This window comes from Kluyvera ascorbata, assembly GCF_023195735.1.
Classification (GTDB): Bacteria; Pseudomonadota; Gammaproteobacteria; order Enterobacterales; family Enterobacteriaceae; genus Kluyvera; species Kluyvera ascorbata.
Genome location: NZ_CP096201.1, coordinates 3,101,229 through 3,127,956, shown reverse-complemented (window position 1 = coordinate 3,127,956; position 26,728 = coordinate 3,101,229). Strand labels below are relative to the sequence as shown.

Sequence of the window (26,728 nt, the reverse complement as noted above, 5' to 3'; positions counted from 1 at the left end):
ATGATCCAGACATTGTAATTCCTGAGTTTAGGAGCGCATAACATTGAGTGGTGAATGCGTGAAATAAAAAAATTTCTGAAGAAGGCTACTTACTGTTATTTTGTAACAGTTCTCGTTCTTTTTTTGCTTCTAGCATTAGACGTAAGGTTCGAAGGAACGAAATTATTCTATAAAATGAGTTGCTGTTTATAGTATATTGACATAAGTATAAAATAAGTAATTGTAATAAAAATGCATTAAGATCTCTCATTAACTGATAAAAGCCTGAGGATTGTATAAACATCAGTAAAAGACCAGTCAATGATAATAGTATATTAAAAAGATAATAATAACGGATCAAATTTAATCCACTGGTATAGCCTCGCCCTAATCCATAAGGTATAAAAGCAACATATATACCTGCAAATAGAATAATGGATAAACATAATATCGAGCTCACCTCAACAGGAAGGTTAAAGTAATATATAATCGATGCCCATCCCCATGGAGTCGAGGCTGCCAGTAACATAACGATAATCCCTATTGAAAAAGGGTTGGGACGTGAAAGTCTGAGCCATTGAAGATTGAGTGCATTTTCCTGCTCCGGGGTGGATTTTTTGAGTAAAGCAGTCCCTCCATTTTTGATCAAGCAGTCGGCTTGTTTTCCTTCATCAATTAATCGTAGAAACTGTGCGCCCAATAATACTCTCGTTATATTCATTTAATTAATAGTGTCCACAGACTGTAATAACCCCAAAACATATTCACCAGAGGTGATAATACTTTCCTGAGAATGTATAACTCCACTGACTGCACTACCAGAAACCGCCATTGCGCTGGTCATCGCGTTGATGAGTTGTTTTATTAACTCTCCGTGAAATCCTTCTGAAGGATATCGTCTGGGATATTTTCCCGCGCGGATCATTGCTTTCATCGTTTTGTTAGATATTCCTGGGTTAAGTTGTTTTATGATAGCTTCAGTCAGACGAACCCGCTCTATTCTGGGATAACGCTTTAACCAGTCGATCACTTTCATTGAAGAGGTTGATTTCATCACTTTGTATGTCATGACCACTTCTTTTAGCGGGCCTACAAGCGAGAGCAGTGAAATTAAATCGAGCGCAGTGAAGGTCGCCGTGTACCATCCCTGCTGATCAATCCAGTCAACATTTTGGGCATCATTACGCGTAATATCATACAAACGCCAGGCGCCATTGACGCATTGAGCAAAAGTAGCAATCGTTCCGGCAGTCGCCAGTACGGCCAGAGGCGTACTCATTCCGCCTGTAAGCGGTACGGAGGAAGCCGAAACAGCGCATGCAACAGCCGTGAGTATACAGGCTCCGCAGGATAGTGCTGTTGACGCAATTTCTGTCCCAATTGATGGATCTTTCACAGCTTCTTTGACTCTTTTCTCCATCATCTCACGAGATAAATGTGTGGCTTGAGTCACAATGACATGGGTTATTTGATTCAGGCCCGGAGTGGAGGCACGTTTGGAAGTGCGAACTAAAAATGAGCGAGAACCGTCGTTGTATATAATACCAACACCATAAAAATTACGTTGACAGTCAAGAGCATCAACCAGTGCGCCGAAATCAAAATCGGTCCCCTTAGTTTGGCCCAATAGACGAGACCACTCATAGCCAGGTAAGTCATTACCTTCAGGATAAAATAAATGAGACACCTTGCCCTCACATTATTAATTCACTAAATGAATCAGTTGCAATGGACGTACGATGTTACGCCTATTTTCAGGCACGCTACCGCCGAAGTTTCCGGCGTCTGCCATCTCCCGTATACAAAACGTAACTCGGTACTGATACTGCTGGTTTTGGCTTATGCTTCCAGTGGTGCGCACCAGTCGTCAGCGCCGGAGGCCAGAGCGTTGTACATCAGAGGAACTGCGTTGTTCAGCGCAAACGGCTTGTGTGCACGCTGGCCTGATGGTTGGCCGGACTGAGGATCGGTCGGCACAGTGACGTTGTGGCTAAATTCCTGCACAAGCATCTCATTTTCATGACCCTGAACGTAGATATTGCCGACAGATTCAGCGGTAAATGCGCAATCGGTAATCAGTCCCTGAGTTTGGCCTTTAATTGAGATATAACACGGTGCTGGCATTTCCTTCACTCCTTTGCATTTTTTATATTTATGCTAATTCCCATTAGCATTTTCAATATTTCACGGCGGACATAAAAACATTGTTCACTGTAATGCTTTTGTGTCCGTCCTTTAGTTGCATCCGTTGCGCTGTCGGTAATAATGCTGGTGGATTTAAATTTATTGCTCATTGGATTCGAGGTTGTGTTTTTGTTTTTTATGCATAAGTTGTTCATGAGTCAACATTATATGATTGTTTTTTGTCGCGATATGAATCAAAAATAACTATACATTTGTTTTTGTGATGTATCTATTGCTCGCATTCATCATGAGTATTGTAATGGAGTAATTTCTTACAGTGCCAGTTAAAATACAATATTGCATTGTTCTGAGTCGTTGGTCTTTAATCTAAAATATTCTCTGTCTCAGATAGTATCGTTGGTTGTGTGTCATTTGTTACGCCTATGTTTATTGTTTCATTAAGGCTTTAATGGTTATTTAAAATTTAATCTAGAGAGTATGGTACTCTCAGGTTGATGTTTTTTCCATGGTGAATTTTTATTTTTGTGGTTTTTTCTTTGGTGATAATTATACCATTAATGGTCTGAATGAATGCCATGTAATTATTTTATGGGCATGAGTAACATACTGCTCCAGTGTCTGGCGTTCCTATTCTCCCCATTTTTCGGAAAAATTCGCATTTATTCATCATCGAAATATAGTTTTGTGAATTCGCTATAGCAACATTGTTATCATTAGTTCAAATTATTAATATTCAGGTGATAGATAATAGTCTAATTTCCGCTTCTACCTATGAACGGTATTTTTAGAACCGTAGATCCTCATCCCCCGCAGGCTGCAACATGCGAAAAAAAGCCCGTATTTTCGTACGAGTTCTTCTAAAAACATGGCGGTGAGGGGGATTAGCTCGCTTCGCTCACCCTTCGGGCAGCCTGTTCGCTGCGCTCTCAGTCTGTCCAACTGGCTGCGCCAGTTGTCGAACCCGGTCCGGGATTCTCATCCCCGCGGGCGTGCAACATGCGAAAAAAAAAGCCCGTACTTTCGTACGAGCTCTTCTTAAAATATGGCGGTGAGGCGGGGATTCGAACCCCGGATACGTTGCCGTATACACACTTTCCAGGCGTGCTCCTTCAGCCACTCGGACACCTCACCATATTGTTTTGCTGCTCACCGTAGGTGGTCAACGGGGCGCTACTATAGGGAGTTGACCTGAAACGGTCAAGCATAAATTCAGATTTATTAATCGTTCGGTTAAGCAATGAACACTGCCCCATCCAAAAGCGGTGGGGCAGGAGAGTTAACGCTGGGAATCAAGCTGTTCGCTGTGCTTCACGACGTCCTGCGCTTTTGCGTAGCTTTCAATCAGCAACTGGTACGCTGGGAAGATTTTGGTGTACACCTCGGCCCATTCGGCGGCATCCGGGCGATTCCATGTGCGCTGTAGTTCGGAAGCGACGGCTGCGGTATCCATCGGTACAACGCCCTCCTGCGCCACGCGGGCCAGAGTGACTTCCTGCGCCATTTTGCTGTAGGTACCCGAAGCGTCGATGACGGCAAACACCTTATAACCGTCAGCGACCGCAGCAATAGCCGGGAAGGCCATGCAGACGCTGGTGATCGTCCCGGCAATAATTAGGGTTTTACGTCCCGTTGCTTTCACGGCAGCAACGAACTCCGGGTTGTCCCAGGCGTTGATTTCACCTTTGCGTGCAATATATTGTGCGTGCGGCGCGTTTTCGTGGATTTCCGGAATCAGCGGACCATTGGGGCCTTGTGGAACCGACGCGGTGGTGATCACCGGCAGACCGGCAAGGGTTGCCATTTTTGCCAGTGCAGCAGCGCGAGCGCGCAGCTCTGGCATCGGCATATCGCCAACCGTCTGGAACAGACCGCTCTGGTGGTCGATGAGTAGCATTACCGCATCGTTCACATCAATCACTGGGCGTGCACCGTTGAAATTTGCTGGAGTAGACATGTTATTCACCTCTCTATTATCAGATCTGACCAAAACGGCCGGAGTTAAAATCGCGAATCGCTTCATCGATTTCGGTTTTACTGTTCATCACGAAGGGGCCATAGCCGACAATCGGTTCATTGAGCGGCGCGCCTGCCAGCACCAGCACTTTGGCGTCATGGCTGGCATGCAGGTGCACGCGTTTACCTTCCTGGCTTAACACGACCAGTTGCGCTTCCTGGGCGCGGGTTTCACCGTTAACCGTTATGCTCCCTTCCAGCACGACGAGTGCCGTGCTCCAGCCTTCCGGCTGCTCAAAGGTCATCTCTTTATCTTCACGAAGCTGCATATCCCAGACGTTAAGCGGTGAGAACGTGCTCGCCGGGCCCATTTTTTCCTCGTAGCGACCGGCAATCACCCGTAGCGAACCGCTGTTATCCGGGAGTTCCACCGTTGGAATGGCCGTGGCTTCAATACTCTGGTAGCCCGGCGCGGCCATCTTGTCTTTCGCCGGCAGGTTGACCCACAGCTGGATCATCTTCAGTTCGCCGCCACGACGGGCAAACTCCGCCGAGTGAAATTCCTGATGCAGAATGCCGGAACCAGCGGTCATCCACTGCACGTCACCCGGGCCAATCACACCGCCTTTACCGGTGGAATCCCGATGTTCCACTTCACCGGCGTAGACGATAGTGACCGTCTCGAACCCGCGGTGTGGATGTTCTCCCACCCCTCGCATAGCGCCATCTGCCGGGAAGCTGTACGGCCCTGCATAGTCGAGCAGCAGGAAAGGGCTCAGGCTTTCACCGTGAGACTGATAGGAAAGTAACGAACGAACCGGGAAGCCATCACCCACCCAGTGCGGACGTGGCGCGGTATACACACCCGTAATCTGTTTCATTTGTTTCTCCTGCGTAGTGAGCTTTGATGTGGATTAGCTTATATTTGGATTTAATAGCTCGCTAGATAGCGGAATTGACCTACACTGTTGCAAAATTAGAACGATGAGGTGGTCATGCAGGATCTCAATGATTTCGCGTGGTTTGTTCACGTGGTGGATAACGGCGGCTTTGCCGCGGCGGGACGCGCGCTGGATATCCCAAAATCAAAGCTCAGCCGACGCATTGCGCAGCTGGAAGAACAGCTTGGTGTGCGGCTAATTCATCGCACCACGCGTCAGTTCACGGTGACGGAAGTGGGGCAGACGTTTTACCAGCACTGTAAGGCGATGCTGATAGAGGCGGAAGCGGCTCAGGAGGCGATTGCCGTACTGCAGGTGGAACCGCGAGGTTGCGTCAAAATAACCTGTCCAGTGACATTGCTGCATGTGCACGTCGGGCCAATGCTGGCGCGTTTTATGGCGCGCTATCCCGGCGTACAGATTCAGCTTGAAGCGACCAATCGCCGAGTGGATCTGGTGGCGGAAGGGGTCGATGTGGCGATTCGCGTCAGGCCAAGACCGTTTGATGATAGTGACCTGGTGATGCGCGTTCTGGCAGACCGTGGGCATTGCCTGGTGACGAGCCCTCGGTTGGTGGAAACGATGGGTAAACCGCTCTCGCCTGATGAGCTGAGCCGCTGGCCGGGGTTAAGTACCTCGGCAGGAAAGCATGTTCATCGTTGGTCGCTGAATGGGCCGAACGGTGCGAAGGCCGAGGTCCACTTCACGCCGCGATTGATTACCAGCGACATGCTCGCGCTGCGTGAGGCGGCGGTCGCAGGCATTGGCGTCGTGCAGTTGCCTATCCTGATGGCGAAAGACCAGCTGGCTGATGGCTCGCTGGTGCGTGTGCTGGATGAGTGGGAGCCGAAGCGGGAGGTGATTCACGCGGTATTCCCCTCCCGTCGAGGGTTATTACCCGCGGTTCGCGCATTAGTAGATTTTCTCAGCGATGAGTATGCATTGATGATTGAAGAGTGAATTTACATTTCGTTTACAATTGTTCTTAACTTGTGCTATTGATGCTCAGTTGTTCTCTATGAATGGCTGAGACAAGCCACAGGTTAATGATGAGTTTGCAAAATTTAAACATGAGCATTGCGCCTGCTCTCGCCGAACAGGTGCTTGAAAAAATGGGGCTTTGCCACTATCCCGCGCTAACCGAGTCGGGATTGACGAAGCTTTATCAGACATGGTGTCGTTCTGTGCCCTTCGATAATATCCGCAAGCGAATACAGGTATCGCAGGGTATTTCGGGTGATTTACCCGGCTTTACGCCGGATGACTTCTTCTCTCATTGGCTGCGCTTTGGAACCGGTGGCACCTGCTGGGCTAGCCATGGTGCATTGTATGCGCTGTTAAAAGCGGTGGGTTTTTCCGTACAGTACGGCCTTTCAACGATGCGCTCACCTCGACCGGTCAGTGCGGACTCTCCTGGCCACGGCACGCTGTTCGTCCGCCTTAATGATGAGCACTTTATTGTCGATACCACGATGCTTCACGGCCAGCCGTTGCCGCTACAGGCCTGGCATTCTACGCACCCAGTGTGGGGGACGCGGGTACACCGTGATGAAGGGTTCTGGTGCGTGAACTGGAAACCGCTCGGTCGCTCGCGGGTGGACTGCCAGTTGTTAGACATGGACGCGTCGGCGGCGGAATATCCACAGCGACACGAACGAAGCCGTCACAGTAGCCGTTTTGATGGCGCGCTGCTTATCCGCCGTGCGGGACATGATTCGATTACCGGGATAGTGAAAGGTGAGCGGGTGGTCAGGGATGCCAGAGGCAAAGAGATATTCGACACGCTGTCGCACCGTCAGCAGAAAGTTTTGCTGGTGGAGCAGTTTGGGATTGCGGAAGAGATAGCGGTGCAGGTACCTGCGGATGAGGGGCCGTGATAACGATAGTGCAGAAATTATTTAAACAGATATTGTGCATTGTTCTGTTTGAGCTATTACCTCTAAAAGATAGGGCTAACTGTTTTGATAACGCAGTCATCTTTATTATTTTAGCGCGTCATAAATAAACATCTCATTGATTTGCTGTTTATATTTTTTTATGAGGGATAACTTTAAGATCAATACGTTGAATATCTGCCCGGTAAACATAATGAATTTACGGTTGGTAATAATCTGGGCATCGTTGTATGCCGTCCTGTGGACTATCGTGACGGTATCGCTCGACCCTGCGGTTCCCTATGATGCTGTAGAGGCGCTAAACTGGGCGCAAAATGGCGAATGGGGCTCTCCAAAAAATCCATGGTTGGTTGGCCTGGTTATGCGGCCTGCGGTTTATCTACCTGCGAATATTTACTGGTATGCTTCGCATTTTCTCGCCATCGCTATAGGCATGGTGGGTAGTTGGGTACTTGCTCACAGGCTCACTGGCAGTAACATGTTGGCCTGGTTTGCATTGTTAACCCTTAATTTATCAGGGCTAATTAATTTTGATATCATTAGCTACAACGATAATTATCTGTTGGTGATGCTATGGCCATGGATGATGTATTGTTATCTGCTGGCTATTAGCCGAAATCTATATTGGTGGCTTGCTTTTGCTCTGCTGGCTGGGCTGGCAACCATGTCAAAATATTCCACGTTGATTCTGGTTGGGTCTGTATTTCTCTCAACGCTTTTCGTAGCGGATATTCGTCGCTGCTATCGGCATGCTGTCTGGTATTGTGCGTTAGCATTAGGCGTACTGTTAATTGCTCCGAATATCCTATGGCTGCAGGAACATAACTTTGCCGCTTTGCATTGGGTGAATTCAGAAATGCACCCAGGTATTAACCCGGGGCTTTTTACCTGCTTGCTCTCCATTTTCTATCCACTGCTTATTTCTGGCGCGATTTTGTATTTTTGCGGCACGCGCTTACGCTGGCCTGCGTCATGGGAACGTCGGGTAGTGCTGGGAGTCTACCTGATTCCGCTGACAGCGCTTTGCTGTTGGTTTTTCTTCTTCAACAGCGGCAGATTAACTGAATGGCTGCAGCCTTTTTTCATTCTGGCACCGGCGTTGATGGTTAGCTGCGTCAGCCAAACTTCTGTCATCGTTCCACGCAGCGTATTTGTTAGCTTACTCAGCGCTGCGCTGCTGGTCATCATGGGCTACAGCGGTGTGATGTATGCCAACGTGGCTAATGCGGGGCAGAAAATGAGCGGTGTTATCCCGTTTAGCGATACGGTAAACCGTCTCTGGTATCAACGCTACGGTACGCCGTTGAGGTATGTCGGTGGGGAGCGTCTGGCAGAATGGCTAACGTTTTACGTCCCATCCCGGCCCAAAATCATCACCAAATGGAACAACGCCACGCAGCCAAATATCTACAGCGCAGATATTCGTCGCGAACAGTTGTTGCGCGATGGTGTAGCCCTTATTGGTCGCGTAGGGGGCTCGTGCTCGACGGAGCGTTTTGGCACTGCGCTTCAGGAGTGGCCGCACATTCGAATTGATATAAAGATGCCAGTCGATTTCCAGACGGATTCATCTCATGGCGTTCAGACCGTTTGTATCGCCTTTGTGCGTCCGGCTGGGAGATAAGCATTCCCGGCGGCGCTGCGCTTGGCCGGGCTACCATCCCGTAGCCCGGGCGAGGTGTTTACGCCGACCCCGGGGAAACAGACGGCTTCGATGCTTGTAAGGGAAACGGGGCGTACAATGGGCGAAAAAAAAGCCCGTACTTTCGTACGAGCTCTTCTTAGAATATGGCGGTGAGGCGGGGATTCGAACCCCGGATACGTTGCCGTATACACACTTTCCAGGCGTGCTCCTTCAGCCACTCGGACACCTCACCATATTGTCATCCCTGTGTTGCTGGGACGAGCGCTAATGTAGGGAAAAGGCTCTTCAGCGTCAATAAACTTTTTAAAAAAATCGTGCGTTTATACAAACTTCGACCAACATGCTTCTTAAACAGGCATAAATCGTATTATTTGCGATCTGCTCCGCATTTTCCGAGACAGGGAAAAGAAATTTGTTATTCTGTTAACCCACAAAAATAATCAAAAACAACACCCATTCGTTCCGATAGCGGTGCTACAAGCAGGAGTCACTATGGAGATCATCTTTTACCACCCCACGTTTGATACCCCTTACTGGATTGCCGAGCTAAGTAAATTACTGCCAGATGCCCGTATTCGTGGATGGGAGCGAGGGGATAATGCGCCAGCCGACTATGCGCTGGTGTGGCATCCTCCGGTAGAAATGCTGCAAGGTCGCGAGCTCAAGGCCGTATTTGCGCTAGGCGCTGGCGTTGACTCTATTCTCAGTAAATTGAAAGCGCATCCGGAAATGCTACCGGAATCTATTCCGCTATTCCGCCTTGAAGATACCGGCATGGGTATTCAGATGCAGGAATATGCCGTCAGCCAGGTGCTGCATTGGTTCCGTCGTTTTGATGATTATCAAGCGCTACAGCGTCAATCCACGTGGCAGCCGCTGCCGGACTATACGCAAGAAGAATTTACCATCGGTATTATGGGGGCGGGGGTACTCGGCTCAAAAGTGGCGGAAAGTCTCTTGTCGTGGGGATTCCCGGTGCGATGCTGGAGCCGAAGCCGTAAGCAATGGCCGCAGGTGACGAGCTATGCCGGTGAAGATGAACTGAATGCGTTTTTACAAGGAACGCGGGTATTGATAAACCTACTGCCGAATACGGCGGAAACGGTGGGCATCATCAATCAGCAGCATTTATCGCAGCTTCCGGATAACAGCTATGTGTTGAACCTGGCGCGTGGCGTTCATGTGGTTGAAGAGGATCTGCTGGCGGCGCTGGACTGCGGCAAGCTTAAGGCGGCAATGCTTGACGTATTCAGTCGTGAACCTCTGCCGAAAGAGAGCCCACTTTGGCTTCATCCTCGGGTAACGATGACACCGCACGTTGCTGCGGTGACGCGGCCAAAAGAGGCCATTGCCTATATCGCGCAGACCATTACCCAACTGGAACGTGGTGAAGCGCCCGGCGGACAGGTCGATCGCGTTCGCGGCTATTAATGTCCCAAGCTAATAAATACAAGGGTTTCCTGCTATCCTTGGCTTATCACGAGAGAGGAGAATGTGATGTATCCTGTTGACCTACATATGCACACCGTTGCCAGCACACATGCTTACAGTACGTTGCATGACTATATCGCCGAGGCGAAACGCAAAGGGATTAAACTCTTTGCCATCACCGATCATGGCCCCGATATGGCTGATGCTCCGCATTACTGGCATTTTGTGAATATGCGCATTTGGCCACGCATCGTTGATGGGGTCGGGATCCTGCGCGGTATTGAGTCAAACATCAAAAACATTGAAGGTGAAATCGATTGTACCGGGCCGATGCTAACGTCGCTTGATTTCATCATCGCCGGCTTCCATGAGCCGGTGTTTGCGCCTCAGGATAAAGAGACGCATACCCAGGCGATGATTGCGGCGATGGCAAGTGGTCAGGTCCACATGATTAGCCACCCTGGTAACCCGAAATTCCCCGTTGATATTCCCGCCATTGCTGAAGCCGCAGCGAAATATCATGTGGCGCTGGAAATTAACAACTCCTCTTTTGTCAGTTCCCGCGTGGGTAGCGAAAGCAACTGCCGTGCAATAGCTGCGGCCGTTCGCGATGCCGGTGGTTGGCTTGCGCTAGGATCTGACTCGCATACTGCTTTTACGCTGGGTGAATTTACCGAATGCCAGAAGATCCTCGATGCTGTGGAATTCCCAGCGGAAAGGATCCTCAACGTTACCCCTCGGCGCTTCCTGAATTTCCTTGAATCGCGTGGAATGGCGCCGATTCCTGAATTTGCTGAATTTTAATGACTGAATGGATTAACCAATGAACGAGTTTTCAATCATCTGCCGCGTGCTTGGCTCCCTGTACTACCGTCAACCTCAGGATCCGCTGTTGGTGCCGCTATTCACGCTGATCCGTGATGGAAAGCTGGCGGCGAGTTGGCCGCTGGAGCAGGATGAACTGCTGGCTCGTCTGCAAAAAAGCTGTGATATTCAGCAGATTGCGGCTGACTACAACGCGCTGTTTGTGGGGGATGACTGCCGTGTACCACCGTGCCGTAGCGCATGGGATGACGGCGCGACCGAAGCTGAAGTTCGTGAATTCCTGACGGAATGGGGCATGCCATTAGGGGATAGTCCTGCCGATCACATCGGCACGCTGCTGCTGGCGGCTTCATGGCTTGAAGATAAAGCGGAAGAGGACGACACCGAGGCGTTGGAAACGCTGTTTGGTGACTTTATCCTGCCGTGGTTTGAAAGTTTCCTGGGGAAAGTTGAAGCTCATGCGACCACTGCGTTCTGGCGTACGATGGCACCGCTGACCCGTGAAGCTATTGCGGCGATGTGGGATGAGCTACAGGAAGAAGATAAAGAGTGATTTAAATCACAAAATTAGTGCAACTGAAATTAATGTTATGAGCATTGTGTGCTCGTGATCTCACCAAAATAGCGCGCATCTGCTAAGATGCGCGCTATGAACGTTATCTTAGCTATTGCAATCACAACAGGCATTCTCTCCGGTCTCTGGGGATGGGTTGCCGTGTCTCTCGGTTTACTGAGCTGGGCCGGATTTTTGGGCTGTACGGCTTATTTTGCCTGCCCGCATGATGGTCTGAAAGGATTGGCCGTTTCAGCCTGTACGACGATGAGCGGTGTTATTTGGGCGCTAGTCATTATCTATGGCAGCGCGCTTGCTCCCCACCTGGAAATTCTTGGTTACGTCATAACGGGTATTGTCGCGTTTTTGATGTGTATTCAGGCAAAGCAAATGCTGTTGTCATTTGTTCCAGGCACTTTCATTGGCGCGTGTGCGACCTTTGCTGGACAGGGCAACTGGCGACTGGTCGTTTCATCATTAGCGGTGGGATTGATCTTTGGCTATGCGATGAAAAACAGTGGACTATGGTTGGCAAACCGTAGAGCGAGAACGACAGCATCGAAGGAGTCCGTGCTGTAGAGTGCGCATAAACAGTAAAAGCGGCGACAGGGTAAACCTGGCGCCGCTTTTTTATTGCTGGTGTAGGACGAATTAGCTCTTGAAATTATCGTTTGCCCAGGATACGGCTTGGGTCCGATTTTTAACCGAGATCTTTTTAAATAAATGATATAAATGCGTTTTTACCGTACTCTCACTAATGAATAACGAACGAGCGATTTCAATGTTAGAGGCACCGATGCGCAACTTATTCAGGATCTCTTTTTCTCTGAAGGTCAGGATTGTGCTTTCCTGAGTATCATAACGGTAATTTCCAGAATTCATAATAAGATAGCTCGCCAGCTTACGTGAGAAGTAACATTCCCCCTCCATCACTTTTTGTAAGCCTTTGATCAAGAAGTGTTCTTCATCATGTGCATAGAATATGCCGTGAATATGCGGCCAACTTTCAATATCCTGATAGGCGTAATCTTCAGGAGTATTGAAAAGTAAGAGTTTTATGCCGTTATTTATTTTACAGAGTTCTTCCTGCCAGGCCTTTATTAACCTTTTATCAATTTCAATCATATCAAAGAGTACGATACCTTGTGATACGTTTTCCTGGCTAACAGTATGAATATTGATGATTTTACTATTCATCCTTAGTGTTTTTTTCAGACTCTGAGAAAGCGCACAGGACTGGAGCGACGGCCTTGTGATAAGAGAAAGAGTCTGGTCCGTGAAACTGAGCTCTTTTTGCATGATGAGACCCCTAATTTCTAACAGCAGGCAAAATTATAAAGGCACCTGGTTAAGCATTGCTGAAATGTGGTTGCTGTTTTGACAAATGTTAAAATACGCAATTAAAAGAATGTCTGCTTAATTTAAAATTTAGACGCTGATATTTCTAAAGCAAGAAATAATCATGAAACAAGATGTAAAAATAAATTACAAGATGTAAATACAACTTATTTATTAAGTTTTTAACAGCTTTTCTTAATGGTTATGCGTGACAGAGTGTTATGCTGTTAACATTATGTAATTCATGATGTTTTTGTTTTTTATAAATTGTCCATCAGCCTTCTCTTAACCAATATGTATGATGAAATTGCGTGATATTAATCGCTTTTAACACTTTCGTTGTGTCTGCCTTTTTTTAACGCTTTGTTTTCTGGTTATCTTATCAGAGTCTAGTGCCTTGTGAGTAGTTAATACTAAAGGTTGATAATATTAAAATTAAATCAAACTTTATCATGAGATCCTCATGTCTTCCAAATATGCATACTCATCCGTATAGCATCGAAACATGAATTATATCGGTGTATGAAGCTTTACATAATTCCATGGCGATATCATTGGTATGGCGAGGCGGTATATTTTCAAAAACTATTATGGTGTTACGCATACAGATAAATGTTGAATGACAAAGTTTAAGGTATTCGTTTAAACCTTTAATTTCGTTAGGTTAAACATTTATTAATAATAAAAACCTTCATAGGTTGTTTATGGATGGCTGTTTTTTTCGCCTGCATGTCATGTTTGCATTTATTTTAATCTATTGATAAGTGACATTTTTTACCTTCGTTGGTACTGCCTTTTATCGCCTGGAATACTTGTAATTCAATGAACGGGTGTCGTGATCATTACCGAACGGTGTTTATTTGCATAACGAGTGTTCGGTTATTACGGCAACAGCACACAGCAACTAATAATGCGTGATAGGGCTCATCATGAAAATGAAGCAACTCGCCATAATGGTGGCGCTTACCGTTTTGTACCCAGCAACCACAATATATGCCGTAGCGGCAAATGGTAACGGTAATAACGGTAACAACGGCAATAGCGGCCAGAACGCTAACGGGAACGGCAACGGAAATAATGGGAATGGTCAGGGCAATGGAGGCGGTGGTAACGGAAGTGGAAATAATGGCAATGGCAACGCCAATGGCAACGGCGGTGGTCAGGGCGGCGGTAACGGCAACGGCGGTGGTCAGGGCGGCGGTAACGGCAACGGCGGCGGTCAGGGCGGCGGCAACGGCAACGGCGGCGGTCAGGGCGGCGGCAACGGCAACGGCGGCGGTCAGGGCGGCGGCAACGGTGGCGGCCAGGGGGGCGGCAACGGTGGCGGTCAGGGCGGCGGCAACGGTGGCGGTCAGGGCGGCGGCAACGGCGGTGGTCAGGGCGGCGGCAACGGTGGAGGCCAGGGTGGCGGCAACGGTGGCGGCCAGGGCGGCGGCAACGGCGGTGGTCAGGGCGGCGGCAACGGTGGTGGCCAGGGTGGCGGCAACGGCGGTGGCCAGGGCAGCGGCAACGGCGGTGGTCAGGGCGGCGGCAACGGTGGAGGCCAGGGTGGCGGCAACGGTGGCGGCCAGGGCGGCGGCAACGGCGGTGGCCAGGGCGGTGGCAACGGTGGTGGCCAGGGCGGTGGCAACGGTGGCGGTCAGGGCGGTGGCAACGGTGGCGGTCAGGGCGGTGGCAACGGCGGCGGTCAGGGCGGTGGCAACGGTGGCGGTCAAGGTCACGGCGGCCTGGGTGGCGGCAGTGGCGGTAATCATGGCGGCGGCATAGGTGGTGGTCAAGGTCACGGTGGCCTGGGTGGCGGCAGTGGCGGTAATCATGGCGGCGGCATAGGTTGTGGTCAAGGTCACGGTGGCTTGGGTGGCGGCAGTGGCGGTAATCATGGCGGCGGCATAGGTGGTGGCCAAGGTCACGGCGGTCAGGGTGGCGGCAGTGGCGGTAATCATGGCGGCGGCATAGGTGGTGGCCAAGGTCACGGCGGTCAGGGTGGCGGCAGTGGCGGTAATCATGGTGGCGGCATAGGTGGCGGTCAAGGTCACGGCGGCCAGGGTGGCGGCAGTGGCGGTAATCATGGTGGCGGCATAGGTGGTGGTCAAGGTCACGGTGGCCAGGGTGGCGGCAGTGGCGATAATCATGGCGGCGGCATAGGTGGTGGTCAAGGTCACGGCGGCATGGGCGGCGGCAGTGGCGGTCACCATGGCGGCGGTATGGGTGGAGATCATGGTCACGGTGGCCAGGGCGGCGGCAACGGCGGTCACCATGGCGGCGGTATGGGTGGAGATCATGATCACGGTGGCCAGGGCGGTCACGATGGTAACGGTGGTAGCTACGGCAGTGGTCATGGTCATGGTGGGCATGGTGGCCACGGCGGTGGCACCGGTGGTGGCACAGGCGGCGGTAACGGTGGTGGCACAGGCGGCGGTAACGGCGGTGGCACAGGCGGCGGTAACGGTGGTGGCACAGGCGGCGGTAACGGTGGTGGCACAGACGGCGGTAACGGTGGTGGTACAGGCGGCGGTAACGGTGGTGGTACTGGCGGCGGTAACGGTGGTGGTACAGGCGGCGGTAACGGTGGTGGCACAGGCGGCGGTAACGGTGGTGGTACAGGCGGCGGTAACGGTGGTAGCACAGGCAGCGGTAACGGTGGTAACAGCGGAGGCAATGGTAATACAACCAGCATTAATTTTGGTTCTTTGAACAGTGATTCGTCGAGCTTTGTGAATGCAGGCAGTGCAAATCTGTGCAATCAGCCGGGGGCTGCGGGTTGTAACTTCCGTTAGTCATCATTATTTCTGGGCCGTAACCATAAAGGTTACGGCCTTTTTTACGATAAAAAGAGGAGTGATGATCGGGTATGCGGCTCATAACCATACAAATAATCTATGAGAAAAATACTTGAAATCAAAGACTAAGCACACTAATGTAAATGTAATGTTTACAAAATGTGTATTCACCACGAATTTCAGATCAGGAAGGGTAGATTCACGGACGATCTTGAATGAGGGGCGTTACCATGAAAACATTTCTTCACTCTTTTACCGTACCTCTCTCCCTGCTGATTCTTAGCAGTACGCCATCATTGGCTGCCTCGGACGGGATCATTCATTTCCGCGGACAAATTGTTGAGACTCCTTGCGACTACCAGTCTAGCTCTCAGCGCATAAACGTGAGCTGTTACGAAAATGGAAAATACAAAGTACAAACCACTAATGTTAGTGATTTGTTGCAAGGGGGTAAGTTAACCAATGCAAAAGCGACCGCAAGCATGAGGTGGGTCGACCCTGAAAAAAAACTTGCGATATTAACTGTGGTCTATGAATAGACTGAAACGAAGTTGCGGTCGGCGTTGTCTATGGTAGACAATATTTCTGTCTTAGTTAGAGGATAGTGAGCATGACCGTACGAATTCAGGTGCTGCAGGGGGATATTACCCACCTTGAGGTGGATGTTATCGTCAATGCAGCCAATCCTTCATTGATGGGCGGTGGTGGTGTTGATGGTGCGATTCACCGTGCCGCTGGCCCCTCGCTGCAGGAAGCCTGTGCCGTTGTCCGCCAGCAGCAGGGAACCTGTCCGCCCGGACATGCGGTGATTACGCACGCGGGTAACCTGAAGGCAAAGGCGGTCATCCATACTGTCGGACCTGTCTGGCAGGGTGGGGGAGAGAATGAAGCGTCTTTGTTGCAGGAAGCATACCGTAATAGTCTGCAGCTAGCGTTGGATAATGGCTATCACAGCCTTGCTTTCCCGGCTATCTCAACGGGAGCCTATGGTTATCCGCCGAAAGACGCTGCCGAAATTGCGGTGAGCACGGTAGCGGCCTTTCTGACCCGTCGTAGCCTGCCGGAAGTGGTTTATTTCGTCTGTTTTGATGATGAGACCACGCAGCTGTATCAGCAGTTGCTCAGCCAGACCCATATTCCGGGTCTGGCAAACGATGCCAATACTTAATGGCTAGCGATCTGCGCTTTTGAGGGCTTTTGCTGCGGCTTACCGGAAAAGAGGAAACGCAGCACAGGAATACGCAGGTGAATCTCATAAAGGATTAACGCGCAGCCAACCACAAAAATCAGGCCGGTCAAGAAGCCCAGGGTATTCGAACTGATGGCCGGCATGATCCAGGCGCCAAAGAACAGCGTCAGCGGGTGGTGTACCAGGTAGATAAATAAAGAAGCGTTGACGAAATAGGTCACCCGTGCGGACTGGAAGTTCAGCATGCGGTGGCCAAATGAGAACACCACGTTCACCATCCATACCCCAAGTACCATCGTAATCACATATTCCGTTTCATACATCCATGCTTCACCTGAGCCAAAATGCTGATTCAGGCGGTAAGCAATGAAACCAAACAAAGCGGCCACAATGCACCACGGTGAAGGGGTGGTAAACAGCGTTTTCAGCTTGGGATGGATAAACGCCAGCGCACCAAGAATAAAGAAGGGAACGTAGAACAGCGTCTGCATCACGACAAAGTTAAACAACCCATCGCTAAGTATTGGCGGGTAAAGCAGGAAAAGCGTTCGGCGAATGGCGGCATAAACGATCCCCAACGCTAAAAACATCAACGTGAGTTTTGCCATCGACATATTGTCGAACATATCGGTTCTTCTACGCATCTGACGGCGGCGCATCAGGCGAAACGCCAGAATGCCAAGCGTGGTCAATACCACCAGAACTAATAGGAACCATAGGTGCGACACCAGTTCCCACGCGAGCGTATTATATTTGTCGTAAAAAGAGAGCGTATGCCAGCTTTCCGTCTTACCCTTAACGTACTGCAGCATTAAAAACTGCGGCAACGTCAGAAGAGGGATGGCGGTAAGCATCGGAATACCGACGCGCTCCACGCGTACTTTCCACCATTTTTTCATGGGATAGCGTAAAAACAGCATATAGGAAAAGTAGCCGGAGATAACAAAGAACACCTGCATGCGAAAAGCATGAACAAAATCATTGAACAACGTCAGCCACCAGGAGGGTGAAGCGCTGTTCATATGCCAGGTGTGGCTGGAATAAAGCAGGGAGATGTGAAAGGGTATCCCCAGGAGCATCAGCCAGGCCCGAATGGAGTCGAGGAAATATTCACGCTGTGCGGGTTTGTTATTCATAGGGTTAGGTACGATTCTCGGACTAATCGCCTTACCTGATAAGACGATAAAGTTTACATTCGTTCGCAACCCTACACTAACTCTGGTTACCTGTCTCCAGGATAAGCACGCAAAGTGCAAAGCGCGGTTAACGGTTGCTTACTCCATAAGCCACTGTGCTGAACAATACGGGGATTATGTTGTCGGATTGCTTGAATTTCCAGTAAAATGGATCGGATCGATTTAAGCACACAAAGGGGGAAGTGCTTAGTTATATGAAACATACACCACAGATGATGAAACTGCGTTGGTTAGGCGCAGCCGTAATGTTGTCCCTGTGTACTTCATCTGCATGGGCATTCACTATTGATGACGTTGCAAAGCAGGCAAAATCGCTGGCTGACAAGAGCTATGAAGCGCCAAAAAGCAACCTGCCTTCCGTCTTCCGCGATATGAAATATGCGGACTACCAGCAAATCCAGTTCAACCACGATAAGGCATACTGGAACAATATAAAGACCCCATTTAAGCTCGAGTTCTACCATCAGGGTATGTACTTCGACACGCCGGTGACCATTAATGAAGTCACGGCAACTTCCGTGCGCAAAATTAAGTACAGCCCGGACTACTTCACGTTCGGCGACGTTCAGCACGACAAAGACACCGTGAAGGATTTAGGCTTCGCCGGTTTTAAAGTGCTTTACCCGCTGAACAGCAAAGACAAAAACGATGAAATCGTCAGCATGCTGGGTGCGAGCTATTTCCGCGTTCTGGGTCAGGGCCAGGTTTATGGTCTCTCTGCGCGCGGTCTGGCGATTGATACCGCATTGCCGTCAGGTGAAGAATTCCCTCGCTTCCGTGAATACTGGATTGAACGTCCAAAAGCCACCGATAAGCGTCTGACTATCTATGCGCTGCTGGATTCTCCGCGTGCGACCGGGGCATACCGTTTCGTAATTATGCCTGGCCGCGACACCGTGGTTGACGTTCAGACCAAAATTTACCTGCGCGATAAAGTGGGTAAACTGGGCGTTGCGCCATTGACCAGCATGTTCCTGTTCGGGCCAAACCAGCCTTCTGCGACGACCAACTATCGCCCGGAACTGCATGACTCCAACGGTCTTTCTATTCATGCCGGTAACGATGAATGGATCTGGCGTCCGCTGAACAATCCAAAACATCTGGCCGTTAGCAGCTTTGCCACCGAAAACCCGCAGGGCTTTGGTCTGCTGCAGCGTGGCCGTCAGTTCTCTCGCTTCGAAGATCTGGATGACCGCTACGACCTGCGTCCAAGCGCCTGGATCACGCCAAAAGGCGATTGGGGCAAAGGTACCGTTGAGCTGGTTGAAATTCCAACCAACGACGAAACCAACGATAACATCGTCGCTTACTGGACGCCGGACAAGCTGCCGGATGCTGGTAAAGAGATGAACTACAAGTACACCATCACCTTTACCCGTGACGAAGAAAAACTGCACCCGACCGATAACGCGTACGTGATGCAGACTCGCCGTTCTACCGGTGATGTGAAGCAGTCCAACCTGATTCGTCAGCCGGACGGTACGCTGGCCTTCGTGGTGGATTTCACCGGCGCAGACATGCGCAAGATGCCGCAGGATACGCCGGTAACGGCGCAGACCAGCATTGGCGATAACGGTGAAATCGTCGAAAACAGCGTGCGCTACAACCCGGTCACGAAAGGCTGGCGCTTGATGCTGCGCGTGAAGGTGAAAGATCCGAAGAAAACCACTGAAATGCGCGCTGCGCTGGTCAACGCCGATCAGACGTTGAGTGAAACCTGGAGCTATCAGCTGCCTGCTAATGAATAACACAACGAAGTATATCGACGCATTGTCGCTTACGGATGCAGAAAAAGCGGCGCTCCCTAACAGCTCGCTTCGTGCCGTGCACGAAGCGCTGGATGATGAGCATCAGGCGATTGCCCGTGATGATGACACGCCGCTGGCCTCGGTCAAGGCGCGTCTTCAAGAGGGCTGGCCAGATTCTCTGGGCGGCGATCAGCTTATCAAAGACGATGAAGGGCGCACCCAGCTGCAGGCCATGCCGAAAGCTACGCGCTCCTCAATGTTCCCGGACCCATGGCGTACCAACCCGGTAGGCCGCTTCTGGGATCGTCTTCGTGGCCGTGACGTCACGCCGCGCTACCTGTCTCGTCTGACCAAAGAAGAGCAGGAGCATGAGGCAAAATGGCGTACGGTCGGTTCTCTACGCCGCTACACGCTGCTGATCCTGACGATTGCACAGACCGTGGTCGCGACCTGGTATATGAAGACCATACTGCCTTATCAGGGCTGGGCGCTGATTAACCCGGCGGATATGGTCGGGCAGAATCTGTGGGTTTCTTTCATGCAGCTGCTGCCGTACCTGCTGCAAACCGGGATCCTGATTTTGTTTGCGGTGCTCTTCTGCTGGGTCTCCGCCGGCTTCTGGACCGCCTTAATGGGCTTCCTGCAGCTGCTGATTGGCCGCGATAAGTACAGTATTTCGGCCTCGACGGTGGGCGATGAGCCGCTGAATCCGGAACACCGTACGGCGCTGATCATGCCTATCTGTAACGAAGACGTGTCTCGCGTATTCGCCGGTCTGCGTGCAACCTGGGAGTCGGTGAAAGCCACCGGCCAGCAGAAGCACTTTGACGTCTACATCCTGAGCGACAGCTACAACCCGGATATCTGCGTGGCAGAACAAAAAGCCTGGATGGAGCTGATTGCCGAGGTGCAGGGCGAAGGGCAGATCTTCTACCGTCGTCGTCGTCGTCGTATGAAGCGTAAAAGCGGTAACATCGATGACTTCTGTCGTCGTTGGGGTAACCAGTACAGCTACATGGTAGTACTGGATGCCGACTCCGTGATGTCCGGCGACTGCCTGACTAACCTGGTGCGTCTGATGGAAGCGAACCCGAATGCGGGTATCATCCAGTCTTCCCCACGCGCTTCCGGGATGGACACGCTGTATGCACGCTGCCAGCAGTTTGCAACGCGCGTTTACGGGCCGCTCTTTACCGCGGGGCTGCACTTCTGGCAGTTGGGTGAATCCCACTACTGGGGTCACAACGCCATTATTCGCGTGAAGCCATTTATTGAGCACTGTGCGCTGGCACCGTTGCCGGGCGAAGGTAACTTTGCCGGTTCAATTCTGTCGCATGACTTCGTCGAAGCCGCGCTGATGCGTCGTGCAGGGTGGGGCGTCTGGATTGCCTACGACCTGCCGGGCTCTTATGAAGAATTGCCGCCGAACCTGCTTGATGAACTCAAACGTGACCGTCGCTGGTGTCAGGGTAACCTGATGAACTTCCGCCTGTTCCTGGTGAAAGGGATGCACCCCGTTCACCGTGCGGTGTTCCTGACCGGCGTCATGTCCTACCTTTCTGCGCCGCTGTGGTTTATGTTCCTGGCCCTGTCGACCGCGCTGCAGGTGGTGCATGCGCTGACCGAGCCACAGTACTTCCTGCAGCCGCGTCAGCTATTCCCGGTCTGGCCGCAGTGGCGTCCTGAACTGGCGATCGCGCTCTTTGCCTCGACCATGGTGCTGCTGTTCCTGCCGAAGCTGTTGAGCATTATTCTGGTGTGGTGCAAAGGGTCGAAAGAGTACGGCGGGTTCGTTCGCGTAACGCTCTCACTGCTGCTTGAAGTGCTGTTCTCCGTTCTTCTTGCACCGGTTCGTATGCTGTTCCATACCGTATTTGTGGTCAGCGCGTTCCTGGGTTGGGAAGTGGTCTGGAACTCGCCACAGCGTGACGATGACTCCACGCCATGGGGCGAAGCCTTTATGCGTCACGGTTCTCAGCTGCTGCTGGGTCTGGTATGGGCGGTCGGTATGGCATGGCTGGACCTGCGCTTCCTGTTCTGGCTGGCGCCGATCGTCTTCTCGCTGATCCTGTCGCCGTTCGTTTCAGTGATTTCCAGCCGTTCGACTATCGGTCTGCGTACTAAGCGCTGGAAGCTGTTCCTGATCCCGGAAGAGTACAACACGCCGAAGGTACTGGCCGATACCGAAGCGTATCTGGAACAGAACCGCGCTCGCGTGCTGGACGATGGCTTTATGCATGCGGTGTTTAACCCGTCGCTGAATGCCCTGGCAACGGCAATGGCTACGGCACGTCACCGTGCAAGCCATGTGTTGGAAATTGCCCGCGATCGTCACGTCGAGCAGGCGCTGAATGAAACGCCGGATAAGCTGAATCGCGATCGACGTCTGGTGCTGCTGAGCGACCCAGTCACGCTGTCGCGTCTGCACTATCGCGTATGGGCTGCGCCGGAGAAATACTCTTCGTGGGTGGCCGAGTACGATAAGCTGAAGCTGAATCCGATGGTGTTAAACGCCAAATAGTGCGGTGCTTCCCCGGCGGCGCTTCGCTTGGCCGGGCTACGTAACCTGTAGCCCGGACGAGGTGCGAAGCACCGACTCCGGGGAGGGCTCCGAGCAAATATTTGCCGTAAGGAAATACCGGCCATCAAGCCGGTATTTTTTTGTCTGTTTAATGAGGTAAACGACGTGATAAGAATGATACTGGTGGCCGCCATGGCGATAATGCTCACCGGATGCGGCAGCATTATCAGCCGGACGATCCCGGGCCAGGGCCACGGGAATCAGTACTATCCGGGCGTTAAGTGGGATCTGCGTGATTCAGCCTGGCGCTATGTCACCATTCTGGATCTGCCTTTCTCGCTGGTTTTCGACACCTTGCTGCTGCCGATTGATGCGAATCACGGCCCGTATGAGTGATTAACGCTCGTCCCACTCATCTGCGGCGGCCTGGCCCTCTTCGGTATCCTGCGAGGGCTCAAGCTGATATTCGCCTTCATCCCATTCGTGCAGCGTATTTTCTTCCAGCCACTCCTGACGCAGCTCTATCTCGTCAAAATCACCATCAAACACGCTCTGCGCTGCCTCACCGCTGAGCATCGGCACGCACTCGCCTGCGTCATCCTCTTCGGCGAAGAACTCGGCCTGCCACATGATGTCACCATCCTGTAGAACGTACTTTTGCATATTGAACTGCTCTACGTCCGCTTCACCTTCCTCAAGTCCGGGGTTATCGGCGAGGAACGTTTCACGTGCTGCATCAATAGCTTCTTCGAGCGTGGCGTATAAAGTCATCTCAACTCCCTGCAATGTGACGAGGTATTCAGGGAAATAATAGCTGAACTTTTGAGTTGTACACGCCCGGTGGTTTGATTTTACGCAAACCGCCGGGCGTTGTATTTAAGGACGGGAAGGTTCTGGGCTACGGCGCAGGCTAAAACCGGTATAAATCGCGTTGAACAAGACTACGGCGGCGGTCACGCAGAAGACGGCGCGGAAACCGTAGTTGGCCGATACAGCCGCACCGATAAGCGGCCCGGTGACGTTGCCAATATCGCGGAACGACTGGTTATAGCTAAAGATACGACCGGCAATCTGGTTGCTGGAGTTATACACCAGCAGCGTCTGCACTGCGGGCAGCAGCGCACCGTCGGCGGCGCCGAGCAGGAAGCGCAGGATACCGAGCTGTAGTGGGTTCTGCACAAATGACATTGGGATCAGCAGCAGTACGGAGACAACCAGCGCCACGATGAGGATCTTTTCCGGGCCAATACGATCACCGAGTTTCCCCAAACGCGGCGCACAAATTAGCGCCGCCACGCCGGGCACCGACGCTATCATGCCGCTGATGAAAGCAATGTTGCTGATGTTGCCGGCGAGATCGCGCACATAGAGCGTCAGAATAGGGGCGATAGAACCGGTCGCCACCTGGATTATCAGCGTGGTCACGAACAGACTTAGCACCAGCTCGCGGTTTTTCAGCGAGCCAAAGACCTCTTTGACGTGCAGCATCTCTTTTTTCGATACCGGCGTGAACTGCTCGCGAATGAAAAACAGCGTCATGACGAAGCAGACAAACAGTACCGCGGCGGTCATAAAGAAGACCGGGCGCAGGCCGTAGTTATCGGCAAGGAAACCGCCGGCCAGCGGCCCCAACAGCGCGCCGCTGACTGCCCCCGTTGAAAGCGTACCGAGCGCCCAGCCGCTCTTATGGCGTGGGATCTGCGTGGCGATAAGCGCGTTAGCATTCGGAATAAAACCGCCGAGTAGCCCCAGCAGCGCACGAAGGATCAGGAACTGCCAGATATTTTGCGCGAGCCCCATTAACAGCATGACGATGGACATGCCCAGCGCCGAGCGTAGCAGCATTATCTTACGCCCTTTGCGGTCGGCCAGGCCGCCCCACAGCGGTGACGCGATAGCGGAGAACAGGAAGGTAATACTAAAGACCAGACCGGACCACATATTCAGTGAGCTATGGCCGGTAACGCCGAGCGCTTCAACGTATAGCGGCAGGAAAGGCATAACCAGGCTGAACGCGGCACCGGTTAAAAAACAGCCGAGCCAGACGACAGCGAGATTTCGCTTCCAGTTAATGGGGGCATCTGAGGGTTGCATAGGGTTCCGCAGGCGAAACGTCGCCAAAAGAGAATGTATTTATAAGCCTGCTAATTATGCTCCTGTGTTTATATCACTGCAATGTGGGCAGCTTTTAAAGCTAAAACAAAAACGCACAGCGGGGCTGTGCGTTAACGTTCGCTAGTAGAGCGATGGTGCGCCTTCCGGCCGCGTCTTGAAGCGCCGGTGTAGCCACATATACTGCTCTGGCGCCATCATGATGCATTTCTCAACTATGGTGTTCATCCATGCCGCGGTTGTCTCGGCATCGTCCAGCGGTGGGTTGCATTCGGGCTCAAGGATAATCAGCTCGTAGCCTTTACCGTCCGGCTTCCGACGGGGGACGAAAGGAACCACACACGCTTTTGACGTTTTTGCCAGCATCCAGGTGCCAGAGGTGGTTGCGGCATCTTTGACGGCGAACAGCGGGGCGAAGACGCTGGCGCGCGGGCCGTAATCGTGATCCGGGGCGTACCAGATAATTTCACCGTTCTTCAGTGCCCTGATCATGCCTTTCAGGTCTTTGCGGTCAATCATATCTTTGTTCGAGCGCATGCGACCCCAGGTTTGAAGCAGGTCGATCACCGGGTTATCGTTTGGACGATAAACCCCGATCCCTGGGTTATGGATACCGAACATGCGAGCACCCATTTCCAGCGTCAGAAAGTGAATACCGATCAGTAAAACACCGCGGCCCGAGTCCTGTACGGCGCGAATATGCTCAAGACCACTCGCATCCATCCAGCGGTTGACGCGTTTGGTTGGCCAGAACCAGGCTATCCCCGTTTCCATCACGCCCATGCCGACGGACTCAAAATTCTTGACCACCATCTCATGACGTTCCGCTTCACTCTTGTGTGGGAAGCACAGCTCAAGATTGCGATACGCAATTTGGGCACGACGTCTCATTAGACGCATCGCCAGGCGGCCAATGGCATTACCGAGGCGATAGATAACCGGATAGGGGAGCTGAACGACCAGCCAGAGTACGCCAATACCTAGCCAGGATGGCCAGTAGCGAGGATGTAGCAACGAGGCAGTAAATTTGGGTAACTGGGTCATGTCATTCCTGTTATTACAAGCAACGGTTTCTATTGTCGCACTTTTTTTCCGACAACCAAAACGGCTGCGTCACGACTGGAGAGTATTCATTCAACTTTTTTGCAGCAAATCAGTAATCGTGATGAGAATGTAGCGCAAAATGTGGGGATGTAAATTAACGATGATTGCTATATCATGCGCCCCGATTATTACTCACCATTCAATTTTGCAGGATAAGAACACCATGCCAGTGTTACATAACCGCATTTCGAATGAGACGCTGAAAGCGAAGATGCTGGCAGAAACCGAGCCACGCACCACTATCTCATTCTATAAGTACTTCACCATTGTTGATCCAAAAGCCACGCGTGACGCGCTCTATGTTGCGCTCTCTGCGCTTGATGTCTTTGGTCGAATCTATCTCGCGCGCGAAGGTATTAACGCGCAGATTAGCGTGCCGGAGAGCCGCGTAGAGAAGCTGCGCGAGTGCCTGAATAATTTTGATCCTGCGTTGAAAGGGCTGCGTCTGAACATTGCTCTGGATGATGATGGGAAATCATTCTGGGTGCTGCGCATGAAGGTTCGTGAACGCATTGTGGCTGATGGTATTGAGGACCCGACGTTTGATGCCAGCAACGTAGGTGACTACCTGAAGGCGGCGGAAGTGAACGCCATGCTCGACGACCCTGATGCGGTGTTTATTGATATGCGTAATCACTATGAATACGAAGTGGGGCATTTCGAACAGGCGATGGAAATCCCGGCGGATACCTTCCGCGAGCAGCTGCCAAAAGCGGTTGAGATGATGCAGGGGCATAAAGACAAGAAAATTGTTATGTACTGCACCGGTGGTATTCGTTGTGAAAAAGCCAGCGCGTGGATGAAACATAACGGCTTTAATCAGGTCTGGCATATCGAAGGCGGCATCATTGAGTACGCCCGCCGCGCTCGTGAGCAGGGTTTACCGGTACGTTTTGTCGGTAAAAACTTTGTTTTTGACGAGCGTATGGGCGAGCGTATTTCAGACGACATCATTGCCCATTGCCATCAGTGCGGTACGCCGTGCGATAGCCATACCAACTGCCTGAACGATGGCTGCCATCTGCTGTTTATCCAGTGTCCTGCTTGTGCCGAGAAGTTTGAAGGGTGTTGCAGCGTGGCCTGTCAGGAAGAGCATAAACTGCCAGAAGAAGAGCAGCGTCTGCGTCGTGCCGGGCGTGAGAATGGTAATAAGATTTTTAACAAGTCGCGCGGTCGCCTGAATACGCGTTTGGGTATCCCGGACCCGCAAACTGAGAACGATTAGTTGAAGCAGAGCCAGGCGATGTCGAGAAGAGCCAGCAGCAGCCAGAGCGCCAGATACAGCATCAGGTGTTCGCGGATGTTGTTGAGCAGAAAGTAGAACAGACGACGCATAGCATTCTCGATTTAACGGCCCCGAATTATCGGGGCCG

The 26,728-nt window shown here is 51.6% G+C and carries 25 protein-coding genes, 2 tRNA genes and 1 pseudogene; 14 read left to right on the top strand and 14 right to left on the bottom strand.

Features of this window, described 5'->3' with window-relative positions; translation table 11 throughout:
* Nucleotides 1-85 precede the first annotated feature (85 nt).
* The 6 genes and pseudogenes from MY052_RS14980 to MY052_RS14955 form a co-directional block, all read right to left on the bottom strand.
* Nucleotides 86-679, bottom strand: a complete 594-nt coding sequence (locus MY052_RS14980; protein ID WP_202216026.1) for a hypothetical protein — start codon at nt 677-679, stop codon at nt 86-88.
* 21 nt (nt 680-700) lie between these two features.
* Nucleotides 701-1,666 carry an Ssp4 family T6SS effector gene (locus MY052_RS14975; protein WP_227675095.1) on the bottom strand — a complete coding sequence of 322 codons (966 nt, stop codon included), beginning with the start codon at nt 1,664-1,666 and terminating at the stop codon, nt 701-703.
* A 185-nt stretch (nt 1,667-1,851) separates the two neighbouring features.
* A pseudogene (tssD, locus tag MY052_RS14970) lies at nt 1,852-2,103 on the bottom strand (type VI secretion system tube protein TssD); the annotation flags it as partial.
* A 1,064-nt stretch (nt 2,104-3,167) separates the two neighbouring features.
* A tRNA-Ser gene (locus tag MY052_RS14965) sits at nt 3,168-3,255 on the bottom strand.
* Between the two features lie 145 nt (nt 3,256-3,400).
* Entirely contained in the window at nt 3,401-4,078 is a 678-nt protein-coding gene (locus MY052_RS14960) for an isochorismatase family protein (protein ID WP_248537307.1), read from the bottom strand.
* A 19-nt stretch (nt 4,079-4,097) separates the two neighbouring features.
* Nucleotides 4,098-4,958 carry a pirin family protein gene (locus MY052_RS14955; protein WP_202216024.1) on the bottom strand — a complete coding sequence of 287 codons (861 nt, stop codon included), beginning with the start codon at nt 4,956-4,958 and terminating at the stop codon, nt 4,098-4,100.
* A 108-nt stretch (nt 4,959-5,066) separates the two neighbouring features.
* Between MY052_RS14955 and MY052_RS14950 the strand changes: the two genes are divergently transcribed.
* The 3 genes from MY052_RS14950 (at nt 5,067) to MY052_RS14940 (ending at nt 8,537) form a co-directional block, all read left to right on the top strand.
* A complete protein-coding gene (locus MY052_RS14950) occupies nt 5,067-5,978 on the top strand; it encodes a LysR family transcriptional regulator (protein WP_248537306.1) in 912 nt (303 codons plus the stop codon).
* Nucleotides 5,979-6,088: 110 nt separating this feature from the next.
* Nucleotides 6,089-6,895, top strand: a complete 807-nt coding sequence (locus tag MY052_RS14945; RefSeq protein ID WP_123651231.1) for an arylamine N-acetyltransferase family protein — start codon at nt 6,089-6,091, stop codon at nt 6,893-6,895.
* 211 nt (nt 6,896-7,106) lie between these two features.
* The gene (locus tag MY052_RS14940; protein ID WP_202218135.1) at nt 7,107-8,537 is read left to right on the top strand and encodes a glycosyltransferase family 39 protein; all 1,431 of its coding nucleotides are present in this window, start codon (nt 7,107-7,109) and stop codon (nt 8,535-8,537) included.
* A 165-nt stretch (nt 8,538-8,702) separates the two neighbouring features.
* Here the strand turns inward: MY052_RS14940 and MY052_RS14935 are convergent.
* Nucleotides 8,703-8,790 (bottom strand) — tRNA-Ser (locus tag MY052_RS14935).
* Nucleotides 8,791-9,050: 260 nt separating this feature from the next.
* Here MY052_RS14935 and ghrA point away from each other — a divergent pair.
* The 4 genes from ghrA (at nt 9,051) to MY052_RS14915 (ending at nt 11,946) form a co-directional block, all read left to right on the top strand.
* On the top strand, nt 9,051-9,989 hold the full coding sequence (gene ghrA / locus MY052_RS14930; protein ID WP_202216021.1) for a glyoxylate/hydroxypyruvate reductase GhrA: 939 nt from the start codon (nt 9,051-9,053) through the stop codon (nt 9,987-9,989).
* Between the two features lie 66 nt (nt 9,990-10,055).
* Entirely contained in the window at nt 10,056-10,793 is a 738-nt protein-coding gene (locus MY052_RS14925) for a phosphatase (protein ID WP_035896180.1), read from the top strand.
* A gap of 19 nt (nt 10,794-10,812) precedes the next feature.
* On the top strand, nt 10,813-11,367 hold the full coding sequence (locus tag MY052_RS14920) for a TorD/DmsD family molecular chaperone (RefSeq protein WP_248537305.1): 555 nt from the start codon (nt 10,813-10,815) through the stop codon (nt 11,365-11,367).
* A gap of 96 nt (nt 11,368-11,463) precedes the next feature.
* Nucleotides 11,464-11,946, top strand: coding sequence for a DUF1097 domain-containing protein (locus tag MY052_RS14915; protein ID WP_202216019.1), 483 nt, complete (start codon nt 11,464-11,466; stop codon nt 11,944-11,946).
* A gap of 72 nt (nt 11,947-12,018) precedes the next feature.
* On the opposite strand, the gene csgD is transcribed toward MY052_RS14915, so the two are convergent.
* Together csgD and MY052_RS24190 are read right to left on the bottom strand one after the other, a co-directional pair.
* A complete protein-coding gene (gene csgD, locus MY052_RS14910) occupies nt 12,019-12,666 on the bottom strand; it encodes a biofilm master transcriptional regulator CsgD (protein ID WP_202216018.1) in 648 nt (215 codons plus the stop codon).
* Between the two features lie 881 nt (nt 12,667-13,547).
* Nucleotides 13,548-15,044 (bottom strand): hypothetical protein, encoded by a 1,497-nt coding sequence (locus MY052_RS24190; protein ID WP_276522976.1) that lies wholly within the window; start codon nt 15,042-15,044, stop codon nt 13,548-13,550.
* On the opposite strand from MY052_RS24190, the gene MY052_RS14895 reads away from it, so the two are divergent.
* The 3 genes from MY052_RS14895 (at nt 15,013) to ymdB (ending at nt 16,653) form a co-directional block, all read left to right on the top strand.
* Entirely contained in the window at nt 15,013-15,399 is a 387-nt protein-coding gene (locus MY052_RS14895) for a hypothetical protein (protein WP_248538987.1), read from the top strand. The two genes, MY052_RS24190 and MY052_RS14895, sit on opposite strands and share 32 nt — an antisense overlap.
* A 316-nt stretch (nt 15,400-15,715) precedes the next feature.
* Nucleotides 15,716-16,024: a type 1 fimbrial protein gene (locus tag MY052_RS14890; protein ID WP_147281549.1), complete on the top strand. Its 309-nt coding sequence runs from the start codon at nt 15,716-15,718 to the stop codon at nt 16,022-16,024.
* Nucleotides 16,025-16,095: 71 nt separating this feature from the next.
* Nucleotides 16,096-16,653: an O-acetyl-ADP-ribose deacetylase gene (gene ymdB / locus MY052_RS14885; RefSeq protein ID WP_202216015.1), complete on the top strand. Its 558-nt coding sequence runs from the start codon at nt 16,096-16,098 to the stop codon at nt 16,651-16,653.
* Here the strand turns inward: ymdB and mdoC are convergent.
* Nucleotides 16,650-17,810, bottom strand: coding sequence for a glucans biosynthesis protein MdoC (gene mdoC, locus MY052_RS14880; protein ID WP_035897067.1), 1,161 nt, complete (start codon nt 17,808-17,810; stop codon nt 16,650-16,652). The two genes, ymdB and mdoC, sit on opposite strands and share 4 nt — an antisense overlap.
* Before the next feature lie 254 nt (nt 17,811-18,064).
* Here mdoC and mdoG point away from each other — a divergent pair, with 254 nt between their 5' ends.
* From mdoG to MY052_RS14865, 3 genes are all read left to right on the top strand, one after another.
* Nucleotides 18,065-19,618, top strand: a complete 1,554-nt coding sequence (mdoG, locus tag MY052_RS14875) for a glucans biosynthesis protein MdoG (RefSeq protein WP_202216013.1) — start codon at nt 18,065-18,067, stop codon at nt 19,616-19,618.
* The gene (mdoH, locus tag MY052_RS14870; RefSeq protein WP_035897064.1) at nt 19,611-22,139 is read left to right on the top strand and encodes a glucans biosynthesis glucosyltransferase MdoH; all 2,529 of its coding nucleotides are present in this window, start codon (nt 19,611-19,613) and stop codon (nt 22,137-22,139) included. Before mdoG ends, mdoH begins: the two co-directional genes overlap by 8 nt.
* A 168-nt stretch (nt 22,140-22,307) precedes the next feature.
* Nucleotides 22,308-22,535, top strand: a complete 228-nt coding sequence (locus MY052_RS14865) for a YceK/YidQ family lipoprotein (RefSeq protein WP_035897071.1) — start codon at nt 22,308-22,310, stop codon at nt 22,533-22,535.
* Here MY052_RS14865 and MY052_RS14860 read toward each other — a convergent pair whose 3' ends face one another.
* From MY052_RS14860 to MY052_RS14850, 3 genes are all read right to left on the bottom strand, one after another.
* Nucleotides 22,536-22,910, bottom strand: coding sequence for a MysB family protein (locus tag MY052_RS14860; RefSeq protein ID WP_248537304.1), 375 nt, complete (start codon nt 22,908-22,910; stop codon nt 22,536-22,538). It lies immediately after the preceding gene.
* Nucleotides 22,911-23,015: 105 nt separating this feature from the next.
* Complete coding sequence (gene mdtG / locus MY052_RS14855; RefSeq protein ID WP_035896899.1) at nt 23,016-24,233, bottom strand: multidrug efflux MFS transporter MdtG; 1,218 nt, start codon at nt 24,231-24,233, stop codon at nt 23,016-23,018.
* A 141-nt stretch (nt 24,234-24,374) separates the two neighbouring features.
* The gene (locus MY052_RS14850; protein ID WP_248537303.1) at nt 24,375-25,295 is read right to left on the bottom strand and encodes a Kdo(2)-lipid IV(A) acyltransferase; all 921 of its coding nucleotides are present in this window, start codon (nt 25,293-25,295) and stop codon (nt 24,375-24,377) included.
* Between the two features lie 223 nt (nt 25,296-25,518).
* Between MY052_RS14850 and trhO the strand changes: the two genes are divergently transcribed.
* Complete coding sequence (trhO, locus tag MY052_RS14845) at nt 25,519-26,580, top strand: oxygen-dependent tRNA uridine(34) hydroxylase TrhO (RefSeq protein ID WP_248537302.1); 1,062 nt, start codon at nt 25,519-25,521, stop codon at nt 26,578-26,580.
* Here trhO and MY052_RS14840 read toward each other — a convergent pair.
* The gene (locus MY052_RS14840) at nt 26,577-26,690 is read right to left on the bottom strand and encodes a DUF2770 family protein (RefSeq protein ID WP_248537301.1); all 114 of its coding nucleotides are present in this window, start codon (nt 26,688-26,690) and stop codon (nt 26,577-26,579) included. The genes trhO and MY052_RS14840 overlap by 4 nt on opposite strands.
* Nucleotides 26,691-26,728: the final 38 nt, after the last annotated feature.